At 63.2% G+C, this 23,373-nt stretch carries 30 protein-coding genes; 16 read left to right on the forward strand and 14 right to left on the reverse strand.

Translation table 11 applies throughout. The features are described from left to right. Positions 1 to 94: 94 nt before the first annotated feature. The 14 genes from P2PM1_RS08620 to P2PM1_RS08685 all read left to right on the forward strand — a co-directional run bounded on the left by P2PM1_RS08620 (position 95) and on the right by P2PM1_RS08685 (position 10,846). The gene (locus P2PM1_RS08620; RefSeq protein WP_039194768.1) at positions 95 to 376 is read left to right on the forward strand and encodes an AlpA family transcriptional regulator; all 282 of its coding nucleotides are present in this window, start codon (positions 95 to 97) and stop codon (positions 374 to 376) included. Positions 377 to 394: 18 nt separating this feature from the next. After that, positions 395 to 1,570 carry a replication initiator protein A gene (locus tag P2PM1_RS08625; protein ID WP_039194769.1) on the forward strand — a complete coding sequence of 392 codons (1,176 nt, stop codon included), beginning with the start codon at positions 395 to 397 and terminating at the stop codon, positions 1,568 to 1,570. Further along, positions 1,567 to 2,220, forward strand: a complete 654-nt coding sequence (gene parA / locus P2PM1_RS08630; protein WP_012092628.1) for a ParA family partition ATPase — start codon at positions 1,567 to 1,569, stop codon at positions 2,218 to 2,220. The genes P2PM1_RS08625 and parA overlap by 4 nt, the downstream gene beginning before the upstream one ends. Continuing rightward, entirely contained in the window at positions 2,217 to 2,960 is a 744-nt protein-coding gene (locus P2PM1_RS08635) for a site-specific DNA-methyltransferase (RefSeq protein ID WP_039194770.1), read from the forward strand. Before parA ends, P2PM1_RS08635 begins: the two co-directional genes overlap by 4 nt. Then, complete coding sequence (locus P2PM1_RS08640) at positions 2,957 to 3,211, forward strand: hypothetical protein (RefSeq protein WP_039194771.1); 255 nt, start codon at positions 2,957 to 2,959, stop codon at positions 3,209 to 3,211. Before P2PM1_RS08635 ends, P2PM1_RS08640 begins: the two co-directional genes overlap by 4 nt. Next, a complete protein-coding gene (locus P2PM1_RS08645) occupies positions 3,208 to 3,693 on the forward strand; it encodes a DUF2840 domain-containing protein (RefSeq protein WP_012092631.1) in 486 nt (161 codons plus the stop codon). Before P2PM1_RS08640 ends, P2PM1_RS08645 begins: the two co-directional genes overlap by 4 nt. After that, entirely contained in the window at positions 3,690 to 4,235 is a 546-nt protein-coding gene (locus P2PM1_RS08650) for a S26 family signal peptidase (RefSeq protein WP_012092632.1), read from the forward strand. The genes P2PM1_RS08645 and P2PM1_RS08650 overlap by 4 nt, the downstream gene beginning before the upstream one ends. A 68-nt stretch (positions 4,236 to 4,303) precedes the next feature. Further along, positions 4,304 to 4,639: a DUF736 domain-containing protein gene (locus tag P2PM1_RS08655; RefSeq protein ID WP_012092633.1), complete on the forward strand. Its 336-nt coding sequence runs from the start codon at positions 4,304 to 4,306 to the stop codon at positions 4,637 to 4,639. A 2-nt stretch (positions 4,640 to 4,641) separates the two neighbouring features. After that, a complete protein-coding gene (locus tag P2PM1_RS08660) occupies positions 4,642 to 5,406 on the forward strand; it encodes a lytic transglycosylase domain-containing protein (protein ID WP_012092634.1) in 765 nt (254 codons plus the stop codon). 243 nt (positions 5,407 to 5,649) lie between these two features. Further along, positions 5,650 to 7,389 (forward strand): VirD2 family relaxase/mobilization nuclease, encoded by a 1,740-nt coding sequence (locus P2PM1_RS08665; RefSeq protein ID WP_037092212.1) that lies wholly within the window; start codon positions 5,650 to 5,652, stop codon positions 7,387 to 7,389. A 24-nt stretch (positions 7,390 to 7,413) separates the two neighbouring features. Beyond that, entirely contained in the window at positions 7,414 to 9,399 is a 1,986-nt protein-coding gene (locus P2PM1_RS08670) for a conjugal transfer protein TraG (RefSeq protein ID WP_012092636.1), read from the forward strand. Between the two features lie 4 nt (positions 9,400 to 9,403). Continuing rightward, entirely contained in the window at positions 9,404 to 9,853 is a 450-nt protein-coding gene (locus P2PM1_RS08675) for a CopG family transcriptional regulator (RefSeq protein ID WP_012092637.1), read from the forward strand. 140 nt (positions 9,854 to 9,993) lie between these two features. Next, positions 9,994 to 10,278 (forward strand): hypothetical protein, encoded by a 285-nt coding sequence (locus P2PM1_RS08680; RefSeq protein ID WP_036749074.1) that lies wholly within the window; start codon positions 9,994 to 9,996, stop codon positions 10,276 to 10,278. A gap of 91 nt (positions 10,279 to 10,369) precedes the next feature. After that, positions 10,370 to 10,846: a hypothetical protein gene (locus P2PM1_RS08685; protein ID WP_147307258.1), complete on the forward strand. Its 477-nt coding sequence runs from the start codon at positions 10,370 to 10,372 to the stop codon at positions 10,844 to 10,846. 152 nt (positions 10,847 to 10,998) lie between these two features. Here P2PM1_RS08685 and P2PM1_RS08690 read toward each other — a convergent pair whose 3' ends face one another. Genes P2PM1_RS08690 through P2PM1_RS08715 form a run of 6 tightly spaced genes read right to left on the reverse strand, consistent with a single transcriptional unit; the run spans position 10,999 to position 15,385 of the window. Beyond that, positions 10,999 to 12,225, reverse strand: coding sequence for an MFS transporter (locus tag P2PM1_RS08690; RefSeq protein ID WP_012092639.1), 1,227 nt, complete (start codon positions 12,223 to 12,225; stop codon positions 10,999 to 11,001). After that, the gene (gene arsH, locus P2PM1_RS08695) at positions 12,222 to 12,938 is read right to left on the reverse strand and encodes an arsenical resistance protein ArsH (RefSeq protein WP_012092640.1); all 717 of its coding nucleotides are present in this window, start codon (positions 12,936 to 12,938) and stop codon (positions 12,222 to 12,224) included. Before arsH ends, P2PM1_RS08690 begins: the two co-directional genes overlap by 4 nt. Next, positions 12,935 to 14,023 carry an ACR3 family arsenite efflux transporter gene (gene arsB / locus P2PM1_RS08700; RefSeq protein WP_012092641.1) on the reverse strand — a complete coding sequence of 363 codons (1,089 nt, stop codon included), beginning with the start codon at positions 14,021 to 14,023 and terminating at the stop codon, positions 12,935 to 12,937. The genes arsH and arsB overlap by 4 nt, the downstream gene beginning before the upstream one ends. A gap of 27 nt (positions 14,024 to 14,050) precedes the next feature. Beyond that, positions 14,051 to 14,476, reverse strand: coding sequence for an arsenate reductase (glutaredoxin) (gene arsC, locus P2PM1_RS08705; RefSeq protein ID WP_012092642.1), 426 nt, complete (start codon positions 14,474 to 14,476; stop codon positions 14,051 to 14,053). An 8-nt stretch (positions 14,477 to 14,484) separates the two neighbouring features. After that, positions 14,485 to 15,033, reverse strand: coding sequence for an arsenate reductase ArsC (locus tag P2PM1_RS08710; RefSeq protein WP_012092643.1), 549 nt, complete (start codon positions 15,031 to 15,033; stop codon positions 14,485 to 14,487). After that, positions 15,026 to 15,385: a helix-turn-helix transcriptional regulator gene (locus tag P2PM1_RS08715; protein ID WP_012092644.1), complete on the reverse strand. Its 360-nt coding sequence runs from the start codon at positions 15,383 to 15,385 to the stop codon at positions 15,026 to 15,028. Before P2PM1_RS08715 ends, P2PM1_RS08710 begins: the two co-directional genes overlap by 8 nt. 46 nt (positions 15,386 to 15,431) lie before the next feature. Between P2PM1_RS08715 and P2PM1_RS08720 the strand changes: the two genes are divergently transcribed. Further along, the gene (locus P2PM1_RS08720) at positions 15,432 to 15,929 is read left to right on the forward strand and encodes a DUF6428 family protein (RefSeq protein ID WP_012092645.1); all 498 of its coding nucleotides are present in this window, start codon (positions 15,432 to 15,434) and stop codon (positions 15,927 to 15,929) included. A 105-nt stretch (positions 15,930 to 16,034) separates the two neighbouring features. Here P2PM1_RS08720 and lspA read toward each other — a convergent pair whose 3' ends face one another. From lspA to P2PM1_RS08750, 6 genes are all read right to left on the reverse strand, one after another. Continuing rightward, complete coding sequence (gene lspA, locus P2PM1_RS08725; RefSeq protein ID WP_012092646.1) at positions 16,035 to 16,499, reverse strand: signal peptidase II; 465 nt, start codon at positions 16,497 to 16,499, stop codon at positions 16,035 to 16,037. Positions 16,500 to 16,524: 25 nt separating this feature from the next. After that, positions 16,525 to 17,268 carry a cytochrome c biogenesis CcdA family protein gene (locus tag P2PM1_RS08730; RefSeq protein WP_012092647.1) on the reverse strand — a complete coding sequence of 248 codons (744 nt, stop codon included), beginning with the start codon at positions 17,266 to 17,268 and terminating at the stop codon, positions 16,525 to 16,527. Continuing rightward, positions 17,268 to 17,888: an SCO family protein gene (locus tag P2PM1_RS08735; RefSeq protein WP_012092648.1), complete on the reverse strand. Its 621-nt coding sequence runs from the start codon at positions 17,886 to 17,888 to the stop codon at positions 17,268 to 17,270. The genes P2PM1_RS08730 and P2PM1_RS08735 overlap by 1 nt, the downstream gene beginning before the upstream one ends. Then, positions 17,885 to 18,388 carry a copper chaperone PCu(A)C gene (locus tag P2PM1_RS08740; protein ID WP_028034400.1) on the reverse strand — a complete coding sequence of 168 codons (504 nt, stop codon included), beginning with the start codon at positions 18,386 to 18,388 and terminating at the stop codon, positions 17,885 to 17,887. Before P2PM1_RS08740 ends, P2PM1_RS08735 begins: the two co-directional genes overlap by 4 nt. Beyond that, positions 18,381 to 18,998 (reverse strand): cation transporter, encoded by a 618-nt coding sequence (locus tag P2PM1_RS08745; protein ID WP_012092650.1) that lies wholly within the window; start codon positions 18,996 to 18,998, stop codon positions 18,381 to 18,383. The genes P2PM1_RS08740 and P2PM1_RS08745 overlap by 8 nt, the downstream gene beginning before the upstream one ends. A gap of 66 nt (positions 18,999 to 19,064) precedes the next feature. Next, positions 19,065 to 21,197 (reverse strand): heavy metal translocating P-type ATPase, encoded by a 2,133-nt coding sequence (locus P2PM1_RS08750; RefSeq protein ID WP_028034401.1) that lies wholly within the window; start codon positions 21,195 to 21,197, stop codon positions 19,065 to 19,067. 66 nt (positions 21,198 to 21,263) lie between these two features. On the opposite strand from P2PM1_RS08750, the gene P2PM1_RS08755 reads away from it, so the two are divergent. Then, positions 21,264 to 21,680: a helix-turn-helix domain-containing protein gene (locus P2PM1_RS08755; protein ID WP_012092652.1), complete on the forward strand. Its 417-nt coding sequence runs from the start codon at positions 21,264 to 21,266 to the stop codon at positions 21,678 to 21,680. 7 nt (positions 21,681 to 21,687) lie between these two features. Here the strand turns inward: P2PM1_RS08755 and P2PM1_RS08760 are convergent, their stop codons facing one another. Together P2PM1_RS08760 and P2PM1_RS08765 are read right to left on the reverse strand one after the other, a co-directional pair. Continuing rightward, positions 21,688 to 22,623, reverse strand: coding sequence for a bile acid:sodium symporter family protein (locus tag P2PM1_RS08760; protein WP_012092653.1), 936 nt, complete (start codon positions 22,621 to 22,623; stop codon positions 21,688 to 21,690). Between the two features lie 8 nt (positions 22,624 to 22,631). After that, positions 22,632 to 22,997, reverse strand: coding sequence for a helix-turn-helix transcriptional regulator (locus P2PM1_RS08765; protein WP_012092654.1), 366 nt, complete (start codon positions 22,995 to 22,997; stop codon positions 22,632 to 22,634). Positions 22,998 to 23,373: the final 376 nt, after the last annotated feature.

Here is a 23,373-nt window from a genome sequence, read left to right on the forward strand (position 1 = left end):
TTCGCCCTGCAACTCGCCGCTCTTCCTGCGCCACCGTGGTCATTGCCCGCCGCTGATCCGCAGCGGCCGCTTGCAACCCCACGGAGGCCCGATCATGCCACATGAACCCGTCGTCCTGCCGCCGCGTTTTCTACGGACCAAGGAGGCCGCGACCTTTCTCAGCCTCTCGGCCCGGACCCTCGAAAAGCACCGCACCTACGGAACCGGGCCTGCCTATCGCAAGCTCGGCGGCCGTGTGGTCTATGCCATCGACGATCTCGAGGCCTGGACCGAGCGCGGCGCGGTGACCTCCACCTCCGATCCGCGTGGCTCAGTGCTGCCCGCCAAGCGTCAGTCGCTTCCGTCCGGCCCGCAGGCCGGTCGTTACGCCCGCTGATCGCAGCCGGTTCCCTTCATGACGGTGCGACGCCGATCCCTTTCTGAGCGCGGGCAGCTCGACCTGTTCCGGGCGCTCCCCGGCGACTTCGCGCCACGAGACGCGCAGGATCTCATGGCCTATCCCTTCTTCTCCCTCGCCAAGTCGAAGCGCATCGCGCCCATCGACTTCGCTGCCGGCAGCGTGACCATCCGGGTCGAGGCGGTTCCCGATCATGGCATGGCCACGATCTGGGACGCCGACATCCTGATCTGGGCCGCGAGCCAGATCGTCGAAGCCCGCGATGCCGGGCTTCGCACCTCCCGGCTGATGGCCGCCACGCCCTATGAGATTCTCACCTATGTCGGGCGCGGCACGTCGCTTCGCGACTACCAGCGGCTGAAGGCGGCGCTCGACCGGCTGCAATCGACCACGATTTCCACCTCGATCCGCCAGCCGACCGAAGGCCGCCGTCATCGTTTCTCGTGGATCAACGAATGGCAGGAGCGCACCGACCGCAACGGCCGACCCGACGGCATCGAGATGATCGTGCCGGACTGGTTCTACCAAGCCGTCCTCGACGATGCGCTCGTGCTGACCATCGACCGGACCTATTTCGATCTCACCGGCGGCCTCGACCGCTGGCTCTACCGCCTGGTGCGCAAGCACGGCGGCCGCCAGCGCGATGGCTGGCGGTTCGATTTCCGTCACCTTCACCAGAAATCCGGCAGCCTGTCGCCGTTCAAGCGCTTCGCCTTCGAGCTGCGCGACATCATCCGGCGCCAGCCTCTGCCGGGCTATTCGCTGTTTCTCGAAGCTGAGGTTGGCGGGCGGATGCTGCTGGCCTTCGAGCCGGTCGCGCCCTGTGGAAAACCTGTGGATGGCCTCGTGCTATCAGGAACCCGGACTATCGTGCTATCGGGAACCGGAGGCTCGTGCTATCAGGAACCGAAACCGGGCTTAACACCCGGAACCCATTCAGGAAATCGCGCCCTTAACTTAGAGTCTAACAAAGAGTCTAACTTTGAAGAGCGCGCGCGCGATGTGGAAAACCTCATCCGCGACACCGCCAGAAGCCTTGGTAGAGCCGCTAAGAAGAGGGCATCCGACGCCCCGGCATCGCCTCGACCGGCATCTGATCGAGGCGCAACCGAGGCTCCTGAATCTGCAGAAAGACCCCGCCTGCCTCTCGATCTGCCGGGGGGGTGCAAATGATCATCGCGCTCCTCAACCAGAAGGGCGGTGTCGGCAAGACGACGCTGGCGCTGCATCTTGCCGGTGAACTGGCTCAGGGTGGCAAGCGCGTCACCCTGATCGACGCCGATCCGCAAGGCTCCGCCCTCGACTGGTCGCAACAACGCGCGCGTGAGGGCCTGCCACGCGCCTTCGGCACCGTTGGCCTGGCCCGCGACACGCTGCATCGCGAAGCGCCCGAACTCGCCCGCGATGTCGATCGCATCGTCATCGACGGGCCACCGCGCGTCGCCGGCCTCATGCGCTCCGCGCTGCTCGCCGCCGATCTCGTGCTGATCCCGGTGCAGCCATCGCCGTTCGACGGCTGGGCTTCGGCGGAGATGCTCGCCCTCCTGGCGGAGGCGCGCATCTACCGGCCCCAGCTCGTTGCCCGCTTCGTGCTCAACCGCTGCGGTGCCCGCACCGTCATCGCCCGCGAGACCGCCGAGACGCTGGCGGACCACGATCCTCCCGTGCTCACCAGCGCCATCGGCCAGCGCGTCGTCTTCGCCGACGCCGCGCAGACCGGGCGGCTCGTCCGCGAGATCGGGCGCCGATCACCCGCCGCGCGCGAGATTGCCGCCCTGGCCGCCGAGATCGGCCTGCTGGGGATCGGGAGGGTATCGGCATGACGATCCTTACCGGCGACTGCCGCGAAGAAATGCCCTGGCACGCACCCTACGACATGATCATCGCCGATCCGCCCTATGGCGACACTTCGCTCGCCTGGGATCGGCGCGTCGAGGGCTGGGTCGTGCTGGCGCGCGCCGCCCTCAGGCCGACCGGCTCGCTCTGGGTCTTCGGCTCGCTGCGCAGCTTCATGGCGACCGCCGACCGCTTCACTGACGCCGGCTTGCGGATCGCGCAGGAGATCGTCTGGGAAAAGCAGAACGGCACCGGCTTTCATGCCGACCGCTTCAAGCGGGTGCATGAACTGGCCGTCCAGTTCTATCCCGCCGAGACCGCTTGGCGTGACATCTACAACGACGTCCAGACCACGCCCGACGCGACGGCCCGCACGGTGCGGCGCAAGCAGCGCCCGCCCCATACCGGCCAGATCGACGCCGGCCATTATGTCAGCCATGACGGCGGGCCGCGCCTCATGCGCTCGGTCATCTACCTGCGCAACTGCCACGGCCGCGCCATCCATCCGACCGAAAAGCCGTCGGCGCTCCTGGAGATCCTGATCCGCACGAGCTGCCCCGAAGGCGGCCTGGTCGGCGACTGGTTCGCCGGTTCCGGCGCGGTCGGGGAAGCCTGCCGGCTTTCCGGCCGGCGCTATCTCGGCTGCGAGATCGACCCCGACATGGCCGAGTGCGCGCGGGCGCGCATCGCCACCGTGCTGCCATTCCATGACGGAATTTCGTCATGACGGCGCGCACCGAGAAGCGCAGCTTCGCTACGCGCCCGGCCGATCCCGATAGCTGGATCAAGGCCGGCGACGCGCCGCCAAAGCGCACGGATACCGCCGACGCCTATTCGGCGCGGCTGACCGTGGACATCACGCCGGCGCTGCGCGGCCGCATCAAGATCGCGGCCTTCCAGCGCGGCATCACCGTCGCCGACATGCTGCGCGACCTGCTGGCGCGCGAGTTTCCCGACATAGGGGGAGACCGCCCATGATCGGCATCGACGCCCATGACGGCGATCTGACCCGCGCGGAACTGACCTGGGTGGAAGGCAAGACCGAATACTGGATCAGATTCGGCCATGCGACTGGTGAGCAGATCCTCGATCGCAACCGGCGTGTTGTATTCTTCCATCCCGGCACGGTGTTTGCGTTCGTCCGCTGGGCGGCGAACGACCACGGCACGATCATTTCGCGCCTCGACATCCTGCGCGCGGTTGCGCCGGGCCAGTCCTATCAGACGCTGCCCTTCGTCCGTCCAGGCGGCGAAATCCTGCTGAAGATCGAAGGCTGGCCGAAGGTCGAGGCTGTCCTTCGCCATGTCGACGGGATCGAGGCCATAGGTGTCGATCCGGCCCAAGTCGATCCCGATCATTGGCGGCACGTCTCCCACTGGATAAACGCAGGCGAAGCGCCGCGTCCCTACACCGCGGAGCGTCATCAGGCATGGCTCTGGCGGCGGGAGATCGCCCCATGACGCGCTTTCGCTATGTCATGGTGACGACGGTTGCCACGCTCGGGATCGCCTTTGCCGGATTCGTTCCGACTGCGCCAAGGCTGGTCTGGAACGCATCGGCCAGCGTGCCGATCGGGTTCTATACTGTCGCACCCGACGACCGGATCGCGGTGCCCGATCTGGTCGCCGTCATCCCACCCGAACCCTTCGCCTCGTTTATGGTCGAGCGCGGCTACGTCGCACGCGACGTGCCGCTTCTGAAGCACGTTCTCGGCCTGCCCGGACAGCGCCTGTGCCGCGATGGCCGCGCCATTATCGTCGACGGCGTTCCGCTCGGCGAGGCGCGCGACCACGACAGCTTCGGCCGAGACCTGCCGGTCTGGCAGGGCTGTCGCGTCATCGCCGAGGGCGAAGTGTTCCTGATGAACCCGGACGTCGGCGACAGCCTCGACGGCCGCTATTTCGGCCCGTTCCCCGCCTCGGCGGTGATCGGCCACGCGATCCCGCTTTTCACCGACGAAGACGGCGAGGGCCGCTTTGTCTGGCGCGCGCCGATGCGGTGACAGCGCGTCCAGAGCGGGGCCGTTGAGCCGTCCCGCGTCTTCTCCACCGCATAGGAAAGGAGCCTTCCATGGCACAGATCGGCCAGTTTACCCGCACCCCGTCCGGCTATTCCGGGCGACTCCGCACGCTCTCGCTGGACGTCGAGCTGACCTTCACGCCGTCGGAAAATGCGGACGCCGACAAGGCGCCTGCCTATCGCATCCATCTCGGCGATGAGTATGGGCCGGAAGTCGGCGCAGGCTGGAAACATTCCGGCGAGCGCGCGGGACCGTTCGTCTCCGTGCTTCTCGACGATCCAGTTTTCCAGCAGCCGATCCGCGCCCGCCTGTTCCAGTCGGACGAAGACGGCCGCGACTGGGGCTTGCACTGGACCCGCCAAAAGAAGCGCGACGAGCAGGAGTGATCATGGTCACGTCCTGCATCCGTCCCGCCTCGGGGAGATGTGGCGCCCGCCGCCGCATCCTCCTCCTTCTTCTTTCCGGCCTGTTCGTCACAGCCATTGCCCCGCTGCCCGGCCTGGCGCAGATCGCCGTGATGGGTCGTGCCGTCGCCGTGCATCCGCACGGCGCCCATATCGAAGAGGCTTCGCAGCGGTTCGGCATCCCGGCGGCATGGATCATCGCCGTGATGCAGGTCGAAAGCGCGGGCAATATGCACGCCATATCGTCTGCCGGCGCGATGGGGCTGATGCAGGTCATGCCCTCGACTTGGGCGGAGCTGCGCATCCGCCATGCTCTCGGCCGCGACCCCTTCGAGCCGCGCGACAACATCCTCGCGGGCACCGCCTACCTACGCGAGATGTGGGATCGCTACGGCAATGTTGCCGCGATGCTCGCGGCCTACAATGCCGGTCCCGGTCGCTACGATGAATACCGCGCGACGGCTCGTCCGCTGCCTGCCGAGACGCGCGCCTATGTCGCTGCTTTGACGCCGATCCTGCTCGGCGAGCGGCCTTCCGGCAGCGGCTCGACGGTCGCTCCGCCGCCCGACTGGCGCGAGGCGGCGCTCTTCGTCGCGCGTGAAATCGGCGCTTCCGCTGCCGATCCCGCGTCCCCCGACCGCACGCCGGACGATGCCCCTTCGCTCGTCCCGGCGGCACCGGACGCACTCACCGCCTTGCAGTCGGAGGGGCTGTTCGTCGCCCGCGATGCCGGTGGGGACCGGCCATGAGCAGCGGCACCGCAATTCGCATCCCATCGGGCGCTGGCGTGTCATGGAGGGCGCAGAGGGTGGCGGCAGGCACCACGACCGAAAGATGGCGAGATAAAAGGCCGCACGGTGCGGCTGTGGCGGGCGGGTGTTTTTGTTCAGGTTTCCGGCGCGTCCCGCACCGTGCGGCGCTGGCGCGCACCGTGCGCTGCGCGCTCCTCTTCCTGATTTTCCTTGATGATTTGCACCGTGCGGGGGCGCCCCATGTCCGATGACAACGAGTTCCGCATCCGTCCGGGCCGTATCCGCTCGACCCGCGCGCAACAGGCGAGGCCCTTTGTCGCCCAGGCGCTCGCCGCCGCCCAGAAAGCCGGCGGACGCGTCTCGCGCTCCGGCAAGATCACCTCGGGCAACCGCTCACGCTTCGGGCGCGGTCAGCGCGCCAGCATCCAGGCCAACCGGCTTCTCACCGGACGCTCGCGCATCGCCGTCATCAAGACCCGCGTGGTTCGCCAAACGGCACGCTCGGCTCCGCTCGGCGCACACCTTAATTATCTGCGCCGCGATGGCGTGACCCGCGACGGGGAAAAGGCGCGGATGTTCGGCCCGGAAAGGGACGACATGGATGTCGGCGCTTTCGCGGAAAAGTGCCAGGACGACAGGCATCATTTCCGCTTCATCGTCTCGCCCGAAGACGCGGTGGACATGGCCAATCTGAAGGATCACGCCCGCGAGCTGATGGGGCAGATGGAGAAGGATCTCGGCACGCGCCTCGATTGGGTCGCCGTCGATCACTGGAACACCGACAATCCCCATATCCATATCATCCTGCGCGGCCGCACCGACGATGGCCAGGACCTGGTGATTTCCCGCGACTACATCAAGGAGGGCATGCGCGCCCGTGCGCAGGATCTGGTCACGCAGGAACTCGGGCCCCGCACCGATCTGGAGATCCACCGCAATCTGGAGCGGCAGGTCGAGGCGGAACGCTGGACGCAGCTCGACCGGCAGCTTGTGCGCGACGCCGGCAAGTCCGGCATCATCGACCTTGCCCCGCTTCCCGACCGCCAGCCGGACGAGTTTCATACTCTGAAGGTGGGGCGGCTGCGAACCCTTGAAATCCGCGGGCTTGCCGAAGAGATCGGCCTCTCGCAATGGTTCATCAAGCCCGAAGCCGAAGCGGTCCTGCGTGAACTGGGCGAGCGCGGCGACATCATCAAGCGCATGCACCGTGCCCTGACCGAACGCGGCATCGAACGCGGCTCGGCCAGCTATGTCCTCGCCGGCGAAAGCCTTGACGTTCCCGTCATCGGCCGCCTGGTCGAGCGCGGCCTCGACGACGAGTTGAAGGGCACCGCTTATGCCGTGGTCGACGGCACCGACGGGCGGACCCATCACATCAAGCTGCCGCATCTCGACGCCGCCGGCGACAGTCCGCCCGGTTCCATCGTCGAGTTGCGATCCTGGGAGGACCCGCAGGGGCAGCGCCGCGTCGCGCTCGCCGTCCGCGCCGATCTCGATCTTGGTGCGCAAGTCGGCGCCTCGGGCGCGACCTGGCTCGACCGGCAGGCCATCGCCCGCGATCCGATCGCGCTGTCGGACAGCGGTTTCGGCGCTGAGGTCCGTCAGGCTCTGGACGAACGCGCTGAACATCTGATCGGCGAGGGCTTTGCCGAGCGGCAGGGCGGTCGCGTCGTCTTCGCGCGCCGGCTGCTCAGCACCTTGCGCCAACGCGAACTCGACAACCTCGGCGAGAAGCTCGCAACCGAGACCGGCATGTCCTTCGAGCGCGCAGCCAGCGGCGAATATGTCGCCGGCTCCTATCGCCAGCGTTTCGCGCTCGCCTCCGGCCGCTTCGCCATGATCGACGACGGCCTCGGCTTCCAGCTCGTGCCCTGGTCGCCCTCTCTCGAAAAACAGATCGGCCGTCACGTCTCCGGCGTAGCCCGCGATGATGGCGGCGTAGATTGGGACTTCGGGCGCAAGCGCTCCCTCGGCCTTTAGCCTCAACCAGAAAGGACCATCGCAATGTCCGCGACCAAGATCCTCTGGGGACAGATCACCATCGTCTTCCTCATCATCCTCGCCACCACCTGGGGCGCGACCCAGTATGTCGCCTCGAGCCTCGGTTATCAGGCGCAACTCGGGCCGCCCTGGTTCGTGATGTTCGGCGTGCCGATCTATTATCCGCCCGCGATCTTCTGGTGGTGGTATTTCTACGAAGCCTATGCGCCGCCGATCTTCGCCAAGGGCGGGATCATCGCGGCATCGGGCGGCTTCATCGCCATTGCCGTCGCCATCGGCATGTCGGTCTGGCGGGCGCGCGAGGCGAAAAACGTCGCCACCTATGGCTCGGCGCGATGGGCCGGGAAAGGAGAGATCAAGGCGGCGGGCCTGCTCGATCCCGATGGTGTTGTTCTCGGCCGTTACGAGAAGGACTATCTACGCCATGACGGGCCGGAGCATGTCCTGTGCTTTGCCCCGACACGTTCGGGCAAAGGCGTCGGCCTCGTCGTCCCGTCGCTGCTGACCTGGCCGGGGTCGGCCATCGTCCACGACATCAAGGGTGAGAACTGGCAGCTCACCTCCGGCTTCCGCTCGCAGCACGGCCGCGTGCTGCTCTTCGACCCGACCAACCCGAAATCCTCGGCCTACAATCCGCTGCTGGAAGTGCGCCGCGGCGAGTGGGAGGTGCGCGACGTCCAGAACATCGCCGACATCCTCGTCGATCCGGAAGGCAGTCTCGACAAGCGCAACCATTGGGAAAAGACCAGCCATTCGCTGCTGGTGGGCGCCATCCTGCATGTGCTTTACGCCGAACCCGACAAGACCCTGGCAGGTGTGGCCAAATTCCTGTCCGATCCGAAGCGCCCGGTGGATTCCACGTTGCGCGCCATGATGAAGACCGCGCATCTGGGCGAAGCGGGGCCGCACCCGGTCGTTGCCAGCGCCGCGCGCGAGCTGCGCAACAAGTCCGAGAACGAGCGCAGCGGCGTGTTGTCGACGGCGATGTCGTTTCTCGGCCTGTATCGCGATCCGGTCGTGGCCGAAGTCACACGCCGCTCCGACTGGCGCATCAGCGATATTGTGGGAGGCGATCAGCCGGTCACGCTTTACCTCGTCGTGCCGCCCTCCGACATCAACCGCACCAAGCCGCTGATGCGATTGCTGCTCAATCAGATCGGCCGTCGCCTGACCGAAGACCTGCAGGCGAACGCCGGGCGGCATCGGCTCCTTCTGATGCTGGACGAGTTTCCGGCGCTGGGCAGGCTCGATTTCTTCGAGACCGCGCTGGCTTTCATGGCCGGCTACGGTCTGAAATCATTCCTGATCGCGCAGTCGCTGAACCAGATCGAGAAAGCCTACGGGCCGAACAACTCGATCCTCGACAACTGCCATGTCCGCGTCAGCTTCGCCACCAACGACGAGCGCACGGCGAAACGGGTGTCGGATGCGCTCGGCACCGCCACCGAGATGAAGGCGATGAAGAACTATGCCGGCCATCGCCTGTCGCCCTGGCTCGGGCACCTTATGGTCTCGCGCTCGGAAACCGCGCGCCAGTTGCTGACGCCGGGCGAGATCATGCAGCTTCCCCCACATGAGGAGATCGTCATGGTGGCGGGCATCCCCCCGATCCGGGCGACGAAGGCGCGCTATTACGAGGACGCCCGGTTTCGCGAGCGCGTTCTGTCACCGCCTGAATTGAAAGGTCCCGAAGAAACGCGGCCCGACGACTGGACCAAGCTTCCGATCCCGGCGCGACCGGAAGGCGCCACGGATCACGGCGACCAGAGAACCAATGACGAAGATCCGACCGAATCCGAACGCCGATTGCAGCCTGAACTCAGCCGCGTAAAGCCCGTGGAGAAGAAAAAGCCCCTCGAGAACGAATTCGAGATCGCGCCGCCCGATGAAGTTGAGGAAGAGGCCATGCAAAATCGGCGCATGATCCGCCAGGTGCAGGGCATTGCCCGGCAGGTTGCCATGGACCCGAACGACGGCATGGAGCTGTAGCGCCATGGCCAATCTCCGGAAGAAGAAAAAACTCACCGTCTATCTGGACCCCGATGTCGAAAAAGCCCTGACCGAGTTTGCCGCGCGGCGGGACCGGTCGCAGTCGATGATCGGCGAGGCGGCCATCGCCTCATTCCTGTCTCCCGACGATGCCGAACGCCGAGAGGCGATAATCGCCAAGCGCCTCGATCGACTCGATCGCCGCATGGACCGGCTTGAACGAGACGTCGGCATCGCCGTCGAAAGCCTGGCGGTCTTCATCCGCTTCTGGGTCAACACCACACCGGCCTTGCCTGAGCCGGCGGCAAAGGCCGCGAAGGCCAAATCAGCGGAGCGATACGAGGCGTTCATCACCGCGCTCGGTCGCCGCCTCGCACAGGGACCGAAGCTGCGGCAGGAGGTGTCGGAGGATGTGACGGATCAGAGAGTTGAATTTGGCCGCCTTAGTCGTTGACACGAGTTCCCGCTCCCGGTTGGCTGAGCAGTAACAAGGATCCGCCGGAAGCGGCCTTCGCGACTGTCGCGGTCTTTGGGATTTTCGCGAATTATCCTAAGGTGATGGCTGTATATTCACTCGACTTTGGAGGAACAGCCTTGAGACTTGCCATTGCCAGCCTGTTCGCCATCGGTCTCGCCGTCCCTGCCTTCGCCCAGACGGAACCGCCCGCAGATTTTGACGAAGCCGCATGGCAGGCCGAATGGGACGCGGGCGACACGGATGGCGACGGCAAGCTGAGCCGGGAAGAGGCGAAAGCCGGGAATCCGAACATGACCGATGAAGTCTTCGACCAGATCGACACCGATGGCGACGGTTTCATCAGCCCCGCGGAAGACAAGGCCGCGCTCTTCGAAGCACGCGGCAAAACCACAAATGAATAGGGTATGGGCGGGGGCTTTTGGCGCAACGGTGTTTGTCGCGGCAGCATCCGTGGCAGGCGCGGAGGCGCCCACGTCCGCCAGACCGGCCGGGTTGCCTGAGAACTATGTTCCTGAAATCCCCTCGCATGAGATGGAGCCGGACACCGGCCCGCTTTCGGCCGCCCTACAGGAGCGTTTCCGCGACCGTATCGCCGGTATCTTCATCGAGCGCGAGCCCGATTTCCATGTCGTCGTCAGGCTAACGGGAGACCGGGATGCGGGCACGCTTCAGTACCAATTGGGCGAAGATCGGGTGCGTGTCGAAGTCCTGACAGGCGCATCCCATACCGTCGATCAACTGGTCGCCGCGTTGGATGACCGCCAGATGATTACGCGCGTTCTTCCCGATGGCTACGGCGGATATGTCGATGAGCGCACCGGATATGTGGTTCTTACGGTTCTCCCCGGAACAGAGCTTGCCGGTGGCAGCGAAGCATCCCTTTCGGCTGCTTTGGGCGTGCCGATCCGCATCATCGAAGGGGAACCCGCTACAATCGGTCCAGCACCACAGCAGCGGGAAGAGCGGTAATCCATTGCGGCCCGGATTCCGGGCCGCGACGTGTCGCAAAAATCAGTCGCACAATTTTGACTTTCGCACGCGACATTTGCGACAGAAATTCCCCTGAAAATTCAACGTTGGCCTGACCTGCTACAAAAATCAGGGATCTTCGTGACGGCTTCTCAAAACTTATCGTTGCTTCCCGCTTCTCCTTTGATCGGCCCCCATAACAGCGCGACGAGGGCGAGATTGGCGATGGCGAGAGCTGCCAGCGCCACAAGAGTTTGATCGGTGCCCCCGACCGAAAGCAGGATCGCACCCACGGTTGGGCCGGCAGCTTGGGCGACGAGACTGGGCCGGGCAAGCCGCCCCATGATCGGCGCATAGCGGGAAGGTCCGAACAGGGCGAGCGGGAGCGCACCCTTGGCGATCGAGAAGATGCCATTGCCGGCCCCGTAGAGGATGAGCGACAGGCCGATGATGAGAAAACCTGCCGCGAGCATCGTCACCCCTGCCGCGCTCAGGACGGAGGCGGCCGCGAGTGTCCAGAAGGGATGATGCCTCCCCCCGCTCGCCATTTCGCCAATTCGGCCGGCGACTTGGGCCGGGCCTATCAGCGCGCCGAGGGCTACAGCTTCGCCCAGCGACAGCCCGCGTTGCTGCAACAGGGTCAGCAGATGCACCGATATGATGGTGACGCCCAATCCGGCCAGCACCACGATCGCCATCATGATCAGATAGGCCCGGCGCTCATGGTCGCGCAGCTTGATCGCAGGAGCTTGGTCTTTGCCACCGATCGGCCTGGGCTTGCCGTTGCTCGGAAGGACCAGCAGCACGAGCGGCAGGCAGATCGCGAGATGAATGCCGGCATAGGCCATGCAGGCCCCGCGCCATCCCAGATGCTCCAGAAACAAGGCCGAGAGCGGCCAGCAGACCGTGCTTGCGAAGCCGCCCCACAAGGTCAGTGTAGTGATGGCGGATCGCGCGGAACGGCCATAATAGCCCCCGAGCGTGGCAAATGCCGCATCATAAAGGCCGGCCCCCATGCCGATACCGAGCACGATCCATCCGGCGACGAATACCCATAGGGACGGCGCAGCCGCAAGGATGACGAGGCCGGCAGCGAACAGCAGGCAAGCCAGAGCAAGGATGGGACGCCCGCCGTGCTGGCCAATGGCGTCACCCACGCGCGGGGAAACGACGCCGGCCGCGAGCAGGCCAATGGAGAGAGCGCCGACGATCCATGAAAGCGGCCAACCCGTATCGGCCGCGATCGGGGCGGCGAGAACGGCGAGCAGGTAATAGGAGCTGCCCCATGCAAATATCTGTACGATGCCGAGCGCGGAGATGACGGGCCACCTTCTCGCGTCGGGAGACAGGCCCGTTTGAGCCGGCAGGTTTGTCGTCACCGGACGCGCTTGAGCGCCATACGCTCTTCCAGCTTTTGGGCGGTTTCCTTGCGCTCGCTGTAGCGGTCGGTGAGGTAAGGAGCGACGTCGCGGGTCAGAAGCGTGAACTTCACCAGTTCCTCCATCACATCGACCACCCGGTCGTAATAGGATGAAGGCTTCATTCGACCCGCTTCGTCGAACTCCTGATATGCCTTGGCGACCGAGGACTGGTTGGGGATGGTGATCATCCGCATCCAGCGGCCGAGGACGCGAAGTTGGTTGACGGCGTTGAAACTCTGCGAGCCGCCAGAGACTTGCATCACGGCCAATGTGCGGCCCTGGGTGGGGCGAACTGCGCCAACCGCGAGCGGTATCCAGTCGATTTGCGCCTTGAGGACTCCGCTCATGGCACCGTGACGTTCGGGGCTGGTCCAGACCTGCCCTTCGGACCATTCCGAAAGTTTCCGAAGCTCCTGCACCTTCGGATGATCAACGGGCGCACCATCAGGCAGCGGCAGGCCGTGCGGATCGAACACACGGGTTTCCGCGCCGAAGTGGTTGAGGAGCCGTTCGGCTTCGAGCGTGAGCAGCTTGCTATAGGAGCGTTCACGCAACGAGCCGTAGAGCAGGAGAATGCGCGGCGGATGAGCAGAGGGCGTCGTTCGTAGGCGTTCAGCCGATGGGCTGTCGAGCACCGCGCGGACCACATTAGGAAGGTCGGAAACCGTCATGGCTTGGCCTCGGCCGGAACGGCAACGGGCGTCCCTTTCTCGGGAAACCACTTCGCGCCGAGCCTGAGCGCGACATGAACGAGCAGGATCAGTGCGGGCACTTCCACGAGCGGGCCGATGACGGCGGCGAAGGCCACCGGCGATGCGAGACCGAATGCCGCGATGGCGACCGCGATGGCCAACTCGAAATTATTGCCGGCAGCGGTGAAGGCGATGGCCGTGGTGCGCGGATAATCCGCCTCGATCAGCCGGCCCATCGCGAAGCTGATGAGGAACTGGATGACGAAATAAAGCGCCAGGGGAATGGCTATGCGCAGGACATCGAGAGGCAGCGACACCACGTCCGCGCCCTTGAGGCTGAACATGGCGACAATGGTGAACAGCAGCGCGGCTAGCGTTATGGGGCTGATGCGCGGCAGAAATTCGTGCTCATACCAGCCCGCGCCTTTGCGAGCGATGAGGATGCGGCGCGTCAGGAACCCGGCGAGGAAGGGAATGCCGAGATAGATCAGCACCGCTTCGGTAATGGTCCAGAAGCTCACGTCTATGACGCTGCCCTCAAGGCCGAAGAGGGGTGGCAAGACGGAAAGGAAAAACCACGCATAGGTGGAGAAGAACAGAATCTGGAATATCGAGTTGAAGGCAACCAGACCGGCGACATATTGATTGTCGCCGCGCGCGAGTTGGTTCCAGACCAGCACCATAGCGATGCAGCGGGCGAGTCCGATCAGGATCAGTCCTGTCATGTATTCCGGGTGGTCGCGCAGGAAGATCACGGCCAGCGCGAACATCAGCGTCGGGCCGATGATCCAGTTTTGTACCAGCGAAAGGATCAGCACTCGCTTGTCGGAAAAGACCCGGTGCAGTTCTTCGTAGCGCACCTTGGCGAGCGGCGGATACATCATCAGGATCAGGCCGATGGCGATCGGTATGTTGGTGGTGCCGACCGACATGGCGTTGAGAGCTTCCGGCAAGCCGGTGAATATCGTGCCCAGCACGACGCCGAGTGCCATCGCGGCGAAAATCCACACCGTCAGATAGCGGTCGAGGAAACCAAGGCGGGAAGCTGGCTTGAGGGAAGCCATCAGTATTCTCCAATCGCAGGCTGAAAGTCAGGCGGAAGCAACGCGCCGTCCATGTTCGTCAATGATCCGCTCGCCATCCTCTTTGACGAACTCGCCCCGTTGTGGGGGCAGCAGATCAAGAACGGCTTCGGACGGTCGGCAGAGCTTGACCCCTTGGGGGGTGACGACGAGGGGGCGATTGATGAGGATCGGGTGCGCCATCATGGCGTCGAGCAATGCGTCATCGCTCAATTCTGGATCGCCAAGGCCGAGGTCGGCATAGGGCGTTCCTTTCTCCCGCAAGATCGAGCGGGCCGTCAGGCTGGCGCGCTCGATGAGTTGCGCGAGCAGCGCCCGTGAGGGCGGGGTTTTCAGATATTCGATGATATGCGGCTCGACGCCGGAATTGCGGATCAGGCCGAGCGTATTGCGCGAGGTGCCGCAATCGGGATTGTGGTAGACAATGACATCCATGGATTGCCTCACGCCGCGCCAGAGCGGGGCGAGGCTGCCCCTTCGGATTGACCGATTTCGTTGAGCTTCATATTGAGCGACGATTTATCGAGGCTGGCGACGGGCAAGGCCACGAAGACCGAAATCCGGGTTTTCATGTAGCGAAACGCCGTGACAAAAGCCGCCATGCGCTGAATCTCGGTGCCCTCGACGGTGGCGGGGTCTTCGATACCCCAATGCGCGGTCATCGGCTGGCCCGGCCAGACCGGACAGGCTTCGCCGGCCGCGTTGTCGCAGACGGTGAACACGAAATCCATCACCGGCGCGTCGGGGCCGGAGAATTCTTCCCATCCTTTCGATCGGAAGCCTTCAGCCGGGTAGTCGTAGCTTTCGAGTACCTTCAGGGCGAGCGGGTTCACTTCGCCTTTGGGCTGGCTTCCAGCCGAATAGGCCCGGAAGCGACCCGCACCATCCTTGTTCAAGATGCTTTCGGCAAGGATCGAGCGGGCGGAATTTCCGGTGCAAAGAAACAGCACGTTGAAGATTCTATCGGAGTGATTGGCCATAGGCTCAGGCATGGGTGACGCCTTTCGTCGGTTTGCAGCAGGACAGCGCGGCGACTGCCGGGTTGCACACGTCCGGGTGGCCTTGGCAGCAATCGCGCATGAGAAATTCGAGCAGGCCGGACAGCGCCGGATAGGAGGCGCTGTAGATGATCGAGCGCCCGTCGCGCCGCGACTCGATGAGGTCGGCTTGTTCAAGGTGGCTCAGGTGGAAGGACATGCGCGACGACGATGCGCCGTCCATCGCTTCCCCGATCGCGCCGGCCGGCATCCCTTCCGGGCCGGCCGTCACCAGCAGGCGCACGATGCGCAGCCGGGTTTCCTGCGAGAGCGCCGCGAAGGCAGAGAGGGCTTGCTTTTCGTTCATGTATGCCTCAACATCTCAAGAGTAGTTGAATCATGGATACACGGACATGAACGCTTACGCCAGCCCCTTAATCACAGAATTTCCTGATGTTGCCTCGCTCGGGGCGATCCTCGATATTTTGGAGGGCCATGCCGACAAGGTTCTTGTGCTCGCCTATGGCGACGGGCAGCAGGTGCAGGCCGGCTATCACATCACGGAGGTCAAGGCCGGTTCCTTCGTCACGCTCGATTGCGGCGGCAATCCCGATGCGTGGCGGGAGACGGTCTTGCAGGTCGAGGATATTCCCCCGACCGAAGGCAGCATGCCGATGACCGTCGCCAAGTTCCGGTCAATCTTGGGAAAGGTCGGCAGCAGGGTCCAGCTTGACACGGACGCGCGGTTGACATGGGAGGTGAGCCGGCCCGGTGAGCCGATGCAGGTCTATGACGGGGCCGGAATCGAGATCGAGAAAGACCGGACGATTGTGCGTCTCAGCCCGCGCCCCGCAATCTGCAAGCCGAGGCATCGCGCGCAGCAGACGAGAGCGTCTGCCTGCTGCGGCTAAGCCCGCCCGAGCCATTGCCATGTCGCACTACTTCTAAAGCCCGCTACGTTGCAGGTTCCGGGAATTTTGCGGCGATAGTTTCGGATAGCTGGCGAGGACTTCTGTTCATGCAGCCTTTGTTTTGCCTCGTGCCAGAACGCTCTCCACCAGCAAAAGCCCGACCCCACAGACAATCGCCACGTCGGCAAGGTTGAAGGCGGGCCAATGATAGCTGCCAATGTAAAAATCCAGGAAATCCGCCACCGCACCCTGCCGCAGCCGGTCGAGCAGATTGCCGAGCGCCCCCCCAACCACGAGCCCGAGGGCGGATGCCGTCAGGCGGCTGTCGCTTCGATGGATCCAGACAAGGAGGCCAGCGACTATAGCGAGCGTGAACGCCATCAGGAGCCAAGCCGGCGCCTGGCCGAACAATCCGAAGCTCACGCCGGTATTGAAGCCGAGCACGAGATTAAAGAAGCCGGTGACGGGGATGACCTGAGGCGGGTTCATAACATGGTTCAGGACCCACCACTTCGTCGCCTGATCAAGGAAAAATCCGCCAAGGGCGATGGGAAGGCCGAGCCTGAGCATGTCCAAATGTCCTTTAAACTCCGGCTTAGCCGATCCGGCCGAGGGCCGGGAAAGTCTGGAGCAGCCATATCGCAAAGCTGGTTAGATGGCCGGTGATCATGGCGATGCCCATCACCACCATCACCCCACCAGCGACGATTTTGAGCACCCGGCCAGTACGGCGCATCGACATCATCCGCGCCATGAACCCGCGCATGAACAAAGCGGCCAAGATGAAAGGGAGGCCAAGGCCGAGCGAGTAGACGGCGAGCAGCGTCGTTCCGCTTGCGACCGTGGCGTTGGCGGCGGACAGGGTCAGAATCGCGCCCAGCACTGGTCCGATGCAGGGAGTCCAGCCGAACGCGAAAGCGAGACCGAGGAGATAAGCCGCGCCGGCGCTTCCGCTGCCCGGATTGGCATGGAACCGCGCTTCACGATTGAGCCAGGGCATTGGTACGAGGCCTGTCGTGAACAGACCGAAGAGGACGACGATTACGCCTCCGATCAGGTTCGCTTCGAAAAGATACATGCGCAGGAGCCGGCTCAACACGGTTGCGCTGGCCCCAAGGAGGACGAACACGGTCGTAAAGCCGAGCACGAAGCAGAGGCTGAGGCCGAGAGTTCGGCTTGCCGCCTTGAATTCGGCATCGGCCGCAGTGCCATCCGGGCTAATCGTGCGGCCTGCGACGTAGGAGATATAGCCCGGCACCAGCGGAAGGACGCAGGGCGACAGGAAGGATACGACACCTGCGGCGAAAGCCGTCGCTATTCCGATACTGGAGAACTCCATCAGCCAATCTCGCCCGCCAGGCGGCGGAGCTTCTGCAATCGAATCTCACGCGGCTCGTGCATGTCGAGCGTGCCGACGAATTGGCTCTCGGCATCCATCAGGTAAACGCCGGCGGTATGATCCATTGTGTATTCGCCCCCTTCCAGAGGCACTTTTCGCGCATAGGCCGCAAAGGCCTTCACCACAGCGTCCGTTTCCTGTCGATTTCCCCGCAGTGCGAGGATGCGGTTATCAAAGGCTGTCATGTACTGAGCCAGCAATTCTTGTGTGTCCCGTTCGGGATCGACGGTGAAGAACAGGACGTTGAACTGGTCGGCCACCGGCCCGAGCTCGTTCATGAGATCGCTCAGTTCATAGAGCGTCGTCGGGCACACATCGGGACAATGGGTGAAGCCGAAGAAGGCGAGATAAGGCTTTCCGGCCAGCGCAGCATTGTCGATCGTTTCGCCTCGATGGGATGTGAGCTGGAACGGGCCGCCGATGGCTGCCGTGCCTGTCGAGGACGCGACCGCCACGGTTTGCTGTTGCCAAGGCTTGGATACGGACAGGCCGATGAAAAGCCCGCCGACAGCGGCGACGGCAACCCATGCAACAAGGCGGAAAAGTTTGACGCCGCTCATTGGACAGCCTCTCCGTGTCCGTCATGTTCGTTCGCAGATTCCGGACGAGCGCCCATGTTCTGCACAACGAACTCAACGTCGATCGCACCGGCCTGCTCGAACACAAGAGTCGCGGCAAACCGCTCCCCATCCTTCAAAGGGCGCGATGGCTTCAAGAACATGATGTGCATACCGCCAGGTTGAAGCTCGACGGTCTCGCCAGCTCCAATTTCGATGCCATTTTGCACAGGCCTCATGCTGGCAACCCCATCGCTCACGGTCGACTCATGGATTTCCACCCGGTCTGACAGAGGTGATGAGATTGAAACCAGGCGATCGGCCATATCGCCATCGTTTGTCAGCGTCAGATAGCCGCCGGCTACCGGCGTGACCGGCGGAGTCGCGCGTGACCACGGGTGATTGATGGTGATCGAACCAGCTTGGAAGTCGTGACCCACAGCAGGAGAGATCGACACTGCAAGGGCAAGGAAGGCGGCGGATAGGGCTCGCAAACTAGTCATGTTCCTTTTCTCCTTTTCCAGCTTCGCCGGCCTTCTCAAGGATTTCGAAGCCGCTTCTGACAACGACTACAACCACACCCAAGCCAATGATCAGATCCGGATAAGGCGAATTGAAAAGAATTACTGCAAGACCAGAAACAGCGATCGCCGAGTTCACGAGCATATCGTTTGTCGTGAATATCCATGAGGCTTGCAGATGCACGCCACTTTCCCGATGTGATTTCAGGAACCACATGCAGATCATATTCGTAAGCGCGCTCGCGATTGCCACGGCGATCATGACCGGCCCGATCGGATCGGAGCCAGTGAAGAAGCGTCGGCCAACCTCAAACAGAAGCAAACCGGCGAATACTATCAGGAGCATACCCGACAGCCGCGCAACGCGAACCTTCGCCGCCAAACCGCGACCTACGACGAAAAGGCTGATGGCGTAGACACCGGCATCGCCAAGATTATCGAGTGCAGAGCCCATCAATCCTGTTGACTGAGCCCACCAACCTAATCCTCCCACAATGGCTGCCTGGGCAGTATTAATCGCAAGTACCCATGCGAGCGCCCATTGTTCGCTCTTCTCGGATGAATTGGCACTGCCCTGGGACTGATTACTCATAAATTATACCTCGGCTTTCTTGGCGAGAAGTGGAAGCCGCGACCTGCATGTGCGCACTGTTCAAGCTCATTTGTCGCGGGTGCCGCGCCAGGTCAGCAGGCGCAGCGCATTGGCCGTAACGAGGACAGTAGCGCCCGTATCGGCGAGGATGGCCATCCAGAGCGTGGTAATGCCGAATAGAGTCGTCACGAGGAAGACAGCCTTCAGACCAAGCGCTATTGCGATGTTCTGCCAGATATTGCCGAGCGTCGCCTGCGACAATCCGATGAGATCAGCGATACCCGTCACCCGGTTTCTGAGCAGCGCGGCATCAGCGGTTTCCAGCGCGACGTCGGTGCCCGCACCCATGGCAACGCCAACGGAGGCAGCAGCGAGCGCCGGAGCGTCGTTGATACCGTCTCCCACCATGGCAATCGGTCCATCAGCCCTGAGGCGGCCGATCTCGGCGAGCTTGGCGTCGGGCAGAAGTTCGGCGCTCGCCTCAAGGCCGAGATGAGCCGCAATGGCGTCGGCCGTGCGCTTGTTGTCGCCGGTCAGCATCAGAGGGCGCACGCCGCGATCTGTCAGCCGCTTCACACCTTCGATAGCGTCGTCGCGCGGCTCGTCGCGCAAGGCGATCAATCCCTCGATGGTCTTGCCCTTGATGAGCACGACGACCGTCTTGCCCTGGCTCTCCAGCCCGGTGATCGTGTCAACGATGCTCTCTTCGAGGCCCGTTTGTTCGGCGGCGTGACGGGGAGACCCGACCGAAGCGAAGCCGTCCTTCAACCGCGCTGTGACCGCTTTGCCGGGTGTGGCAACGCCGCCCCCGAAGGTGGCGGGCAGTTCGAGCCCCCGCACCTTTGCCGCCTCCACGATTGCAATCCCGAGAGGATGGCTGGTGCTGCGCTCGACGGCCGCCGCGATGGCAAGGACGGAGTTCTCATCACCATTGATCGGCACAATGTCCGTCACCTGGGGGTGGCCACGCGTCAGCGTTCCCGTCTTGTCGAAGGCAACGGTTACGACCTTGCCAAGTGTTTCCAGCGTCGCGCCGCCCTTGATCAACAGTCCCTGACGCGCACCGGCGGCAAGACCCGAAGCAATAGCCGCCGGTGTGGAAATCACGAGCGCGCAGGGACAAGCAATCAGCAACGTCGCGAGACCCCGATACACCCATGTCATCCAGTCACCGCCGAAGGCGAGCGGCGGCACGACAACGATCAGAGCCGCGACGACCATCGCGCCCGGCGTGTACCAGCGGCTGAAACGGTCGATCATACGCGCCGTCGGGGCCTTTGATTCCTGGGCTTCCTCGACCATGTGGATGATACGGGCGATGGTGTTGTCGGCCGCGACATGGCTGATCGACACCCGCAACTCGCCATTTGCATTGATGCTGCCGGCATAGACGTTTGCGCCGGCTTCTTTCAGCACGGGCACGGATTCGCCTGTCACCGGGGCCTCATCGACCTCAGAAACGCCGTCAATCACCGTGCCGTCAGACGGCACACGGTCACCAGGCCGAACAACGACAACATCACCGACGGCCAGATCTTCTGCGGCGACCTTCTCAACAACACCATCACGCTCGCGGAACGCGGCCCGAGGCACGAGATCGATCAGTGCTTCAATGCCAGCGCGCGCACGGCCGGCCGCCACGGTTTCAAGCAATTCGCCCACTGCGAACAGAAAGATCACGACAGCAGCTTCTTCGGCCTCGCCGATGGCGACCGCGCCGAGTGCCGCGACCGTCATCAGCGTCTCGATGGTGAAGGGGGAGCCGGACATCGCGCCGGCGACCGCCCGCCTCGCGAACGGGATGATGCTGATCAATGCAGCGCCCGAGTATAGCCATTGCTCCGATTCGGGCAGGACACGCGCGAGGGCGAAGGCAAGGATGAACAACGCGCCGGTAAGGAGCACAAGCCGACCCTTGCTGCCTTTCCACCACGCCTCCGTGCTGCGTTTCCGAGGTGGGCTCGCCTTTGCCTCGGTCTGCTCGATCACTGGTGTGTAGCCGAGCGCTCGGATCTTTTGCTCAATGGTGCCGAGAGCCGTACGGTCCTCATCCAGTTGCAATGCGAGCGTCTCGTTGGCGTAGCTGACATGAATGTCGCTAACGCCCGGCAGGCGTTGCATCACCGTTTCAATTTTCAACGCGCAGGAGGCGCAGTCCATGCCTTCTACACGCAGTCTGTAAGGGCTCGCTGCCGCCATGATGTCACCTCGACTTTCCCGATGTGACATTGTAGATAGACCCTGTAGTAACTATAGGGTCAAGAGATGAACGACAGAATTCTGATGATCGGCCAATTGGCTAGACGAACGGGGACCAAGGTCGAGACGATCCGGTTCTACGAGAAGAACGGTCTCCTGCCCGCACCCTCGCGTACCGATGGCAACTACCGTGCATATGAGCCGGGCCACCTCAACCGCCTCAGCTTCATCAGGCGTGCGCGCGAGCTTGGTTTCTCGCTCGATCAGATCAGGGAGTTTCTCAAGCTGGCCGACGATCGTTCGCAGTCCTGCGCGGCGATTGATGCGATTGCAAAGGAGCACCGGAAGGAAGTCGAGCGAAAAATCGAAGACCTAACTGCGCTCAAGTCGGAACTGGACAGGATGATAGACCAGTGTGGATGCGGGCTGGTCGCAGATTGTAGGATAATAGAGAGCCTGTCTCCGCTGCCAGCCAGAACCTAATGACTGCTCACCGCAGCGCCGGGCCTCTCGATGCCAAAATCTTTGCGGCGATCGGTGACGTAATCATCTGGATCACAGCGAAGAAGGCGGCAGGCACGGCGATTTCCGAGGGCAACCCGGACGCCGCTACGAACGCCGCCGCAATGGAGAACTCCTTTTTGCTCACCGTGAACAGGTAGGCGATCAGCTCTTGCCGGTCGGCCACAAAGACTTTTGCGATGGACCCGACCGCATAGCCGATCAGGTTCAGCGTGAGCGCGGCCAGCGCGATTAGGAGGGCGAACCAGCCATAGCCGAGGATTGTTTCGGCGTTTGGACCCACGACCGCCAGAAGCAGGAGCAGGTAGAGCACCGAACCAAGAGAGGGATAGAGGCCATCGTGTCGGCCGACCGCTTCCGGGTATCGCGTGCGTAGGTAGACCCCGATCACGGTCGGCAGCACCACGATCAGCACTAATTCCATGATGATCGCCCCGATGGGAACTTGCAGCTCGATTCCGGTGAGAAGCAGGAACAGGATCGGCACGATGAAGGGCGAAAGCACTGTGTTGACCGCATTGAGGACCGCCGCGAGGGCGACATTGCCGCGTGCGAGCAGGACCAGCAACGGAGCGGAAACGTCAGTCGGCAGAGTGCCGACAAGGGTTTGACCGGCGGCCAGCGGCCCAGAGCCGAAGAACAGCCGCCCGGTGAGCCATCCGGCGAGCGACATGGGACCATAGACGAGGCCAAGCGCCCAAAGCTGCCGGCTCGGCTTCCGGAAAACCAGCTTCACGGCGTGAGCGTCGAATGTCAGGCTGATGACCAGCATCAGCAATGCCAGAAGCGGGCTTATGCCGCTTTCAAGGACCATGCCGAGCGAAGGGACGAGCAGGCCAAGCGCGGCCGTTACAACGGCCAGCAGCAGGAGATTGTTTTCAACAAAGGCGAGGGCTTTCTGCATCGGCAGTCCTATTCGCAGCGGATCGTACCGGTTGGGCGGCCCTCGCATTTCGCGAACAGGGCAATCGCTTGATCGCAATATTTGCAGTGACCTTGGCAGCAGTCGTGCATGAGGAAGGCGACGAGATCGGAGAGCGCCGGCCAGTTGGCGCTGTAGATGATCGACTTGCCATCTCGCCGCCCCTGCACGAGTCCGGCACGCTCCAGTTCCTTGAGATGGAAGGAGACGCGCGACGGCGGCGCATCATCGAGCGCGCCGGCGATGGCACCAGCGGCCATGCCGTCAGCCCCCGCGACGACCAACATGCGGATTATCCGCAAGCGGTCCTTGTGAGAGAGCGCGGCGAAGCCCGCGAGCGCGTCGTTTTCGTCCATATCATTTCAACGTTTCATGTTTTGTTGAAATTATTGCTTATAGATGGAGCGCGCGCGCCTCAATCTCGCGCAATTCCTGAAACCCGCAATAGATCGGCTGCACCCGGAAAGTCGCGGCTATTCGTTTCACAAGACTTTATCGCAAGTGCTAAGCCACTTGCGACATGATTTCCGAGAGCGGACCACCTGGGGCGAACGTCGGCTCGGTCCCGGCGAGGCGGCCTGACGCCACGGGCCGGTCGAATCAGTCGAGAGCATGCCGGTGTGCCTGCAGATCATCCGACTGGTCAGGCACACCGCCGTTCTCCTGTAATTTTATCCCACACTACTACGACGACCGAAACTTGTTGAAACGACCTGTTTTGTGTCTCTTTTA

It is taken from the genome of Stappia sp. P2PMeth1 (genome assembly GCF_900185735.1).
Classification (GTDB): Bacteria; Pseudomonadota; Alphaproteobacteria; order Rhizobiales; family Stappiaceae; genus Stappia.

What these genes read in the sequence shown, in the direction of transcription:
- P2PM1_RS08620 (WP_039194768.1), top strand. Translation starts at nt 95, where the DNA reads ATGCCACATGAACCCGTCGTCCTGCCGCCGCGTTTTCTACGGACCAAG.
- P2PM1_RS08625 (WP_039194769.1), top strand. Translation starts at nt 395, where the DNA reads ATGACGGTGCGACGCCGATCCCTTTCTGAGCGCGGGCAGCTCGACCTG.
- parA (WP_012092628.1), top strand. Translation starts at nt 1,567, where the DNA reads ATGATCATCGCGCTCCTCAACCAGAAGGGCGGTGTCGGCAAGACGACG.
- P2PM1_RS08635 (WP_039194770.1), top strand. Translation starts at nt 2,217, where the DNA reads ATGACGATCCTTACCGGCGACTGCCGCGAAGAAATGCCCTGGCACGCA.
- P2PM1_RS08640 (WP_039194771.1), top strand. Translation starts at nt 2,957, where the DNA reads ATGACGGCGCGCACCGAGAAGCGCAGCTTCGCTACGCGCCCGGCCGAT.
- P2PM1_RS08645 (WP_012092631.1), top strand. Translation starts at nt 3,208, where the DNA reads ATGATCGGCATCGACGCCCATGACGGCGATCTGACCCGCGCGGAACTG.
- P2PM1_RS08650 (WP_012092632.1), top strand. Translation starts at nt 3,690, where the DNA reads ATGACGCGCTTTCGCTATGTCATGGTGACGACGGTTGCCACGCTCGGG.
- P2PM1_RS08655 (WP_012092633.1), top strand. Translation starts at nt 4,304, where the DNA reads ATGGCACAGATCGGCCAGTTTACCCGCACCCCGTCCGGCTATTCCGGG.
- P2PM1_RS08660 (WP_012092634.1), top strand. Translation starts at nt 4,642, where the DNA reads ATGGTCACGTCCTGCATCCGTCCCGCCTCGGGGAGATGTGGCGCCCGC.
- P2PM1_RS08665 (WP_037092212.1), top strand. Translation starts at nt 5,650, where the DNA reads ATGTCCGATGACAACGAGTTCCGCATCCGTCCGGGCCGTATCCGCTCG.
- P2PM1_RS08670 (WP_012092636.1), top strand. Translation starts at nt 7,414, where the DNA reads ATGTCCGCGACCAAGATCCTCTGGGGACAGATCACCATCGTCTTCCTC.
- P2PM1_RS08675 (WP_012092637.1), top strand. Translation starts at nt 9,404, where the DNA reads ATGGCCAATCTCCGGAAGAAGAAAAAACTCACCGTCTATCTGGACCCC.
- arsH (WP_012092640.1), bottom strand. Translation starts at nt 12,938, where the DNA reads ATGACGGTTTCCGACCTTCCTAATGTGGTCCGCGCGGTGCTCGACAGC.
- arsB (WP_012092641.1), bottom strand. Translation starts at nt 14,023, where the DNA reads ATGGCTTCCCTCAAGCCAGCTTCCCGCCTTGGTTTCCTCGACCGCTAT.
- arsC (WP_012092642.1), bottom strand. Translation starts at nt 14,476, where the DNA reads ATGGATGTCATTGTCTACCACAATCCCGATTGCGGCACCTCGCGCAAT.
- P2PM1_RS08710 (WP_012092643.1), bottom strand. Translation starts at nt 15,033, where the DNA reads ATGCCTGAGCCTATGGCCAATCACTCCGATAGAATCTTCAACGTGCTG.
- P2PM1_RS08715 (WP_012092644.1), bottom strand. Translation starts at nt 15,385, where the DNA reads ATGAACGAAAAGCAAGCCCTCTCTGCCTTCGCGGCGCTCTCGCAGGAA.
- P2PM1_RS08720 (WP_012092645.1), top strand. Translation starts at nt 15,432, where the DNA reads ATGAACGCTTACGCCAGCCCCTTAATCACAGAATTTCCTGATGTTGCC.
- lspA (WP_012092646.1), bottom strand. Translation starts at nt 16,499, where the DNA reads ATGCTCAGGCTCGGCCTTCCCATCGCCCTTGGCGGATTTTTCCTTGAT.
- P2PM1_RS08730 (WP_012092647.1), bottom strand. Translation starts at nt 17,268, where the DNA reads ATGGAGTTCTCCAGTATCGGAATAGCGACGGCTTTCGCCGCAGGTGTC.
- P2PM1_RS08735 (WP_012092648.1), bottom strand. Translation starts at nt 17,888, where the DNA reads ATGAGCGGCGTCAAACTTTTCCGCCTTGTTGCATGGGTTGCCGTCGCC.
- P2PM1_RS08740 (WP_028034400.1), bottom strand. Translation starts at nt 18,388, where the DNA reads ATGACTAGTTTGCGAGCCCTATCCGCCGCCTTCCTTGCCCTTGCAGTG.
- P2PM1_RS08745 (WP_012092650.1), bottom strand. Translation starts at nt 18,998, where the DNA reads ATGAGTAATCAGTCCCAGGGCAGTGCCAATTCATCCGAGAAGAGCGAA.
- P2PM1_RS08750 (WP_028034401.1), bottom strand. Translation starts at nt 21,197, where the DNA reads ATGGCGGCAGCGAGCCCTTACAGACTGCGTGTAGAAGGCATGGACTGC.
- P2PM1_RS08755 (WP_012092652.1), top strand. Translation starts at nt 21,264, where the DNA reads ATGAACGACAGAATTCTGATGATCGGCCAATTGGCTAGACGAACGGGG.
- P2PM1_RS08760 (WP_012092653.1), bottom strand. Translation starts at nt 22,623, where the DNA reads ATGCAGAAAGCCCTCGCCTTTGTTGAAAACAATCTCCTGCTGCTGGCC.
- P2PM1_RS08765 (WP_012092654.1), bottom strand. Translation starts at nt 22,997, where the DNA reads ATGGACGAAAACGACGCGCTCGCGGGCTTCGCCGCGCTCTCTCACAAG.